Genomic DNA, 255 nt, shown 5'->3' on the forward strand with positions numbered 1-255 from the left:
TCTTCCGGAAAGGTATCCTCGGCCGAAATTTGTTTCCGGATACGATTGGATACCACAGCGCTGTGATCGACACCATATGCAAGCTCGTGAAGGCGGTGTCCGTAACTTCCAAAACGCTCTACCAGAGCATGAAGGCTCATATTTTGGATGTCGCCGACTAACTTGATCCCTTCCGTTTCAAGTCGAGCCTCGCTGACCTTACCGACACCGGGGATGCGGCCAACGGGTAAGTTACGGAGAAACTCAAACGCCTCA

General features: G+C 52.2%; 1 protein-coding gene. It reads right to left on the bottom strand.

All coding sequences use genetic code 11. The annotated features are described in order from the left end of the window. The coding region (locus tag JAO32_RS19735; RefSeq protein WP_443082620.1) for a DNA polymerase thumb domain-containing protein at nucleotides 1–255 on the bottom strand (255 nt) is incomplete at both ends.

This window comes from Terriglobus sp. ADX1, from assembly GCF_036877645.1.
GTDB lineage: Bacteria > Acidobacteriota > Terriglobia > Terriglobales > Acidobacteriaceae > Terriglobus.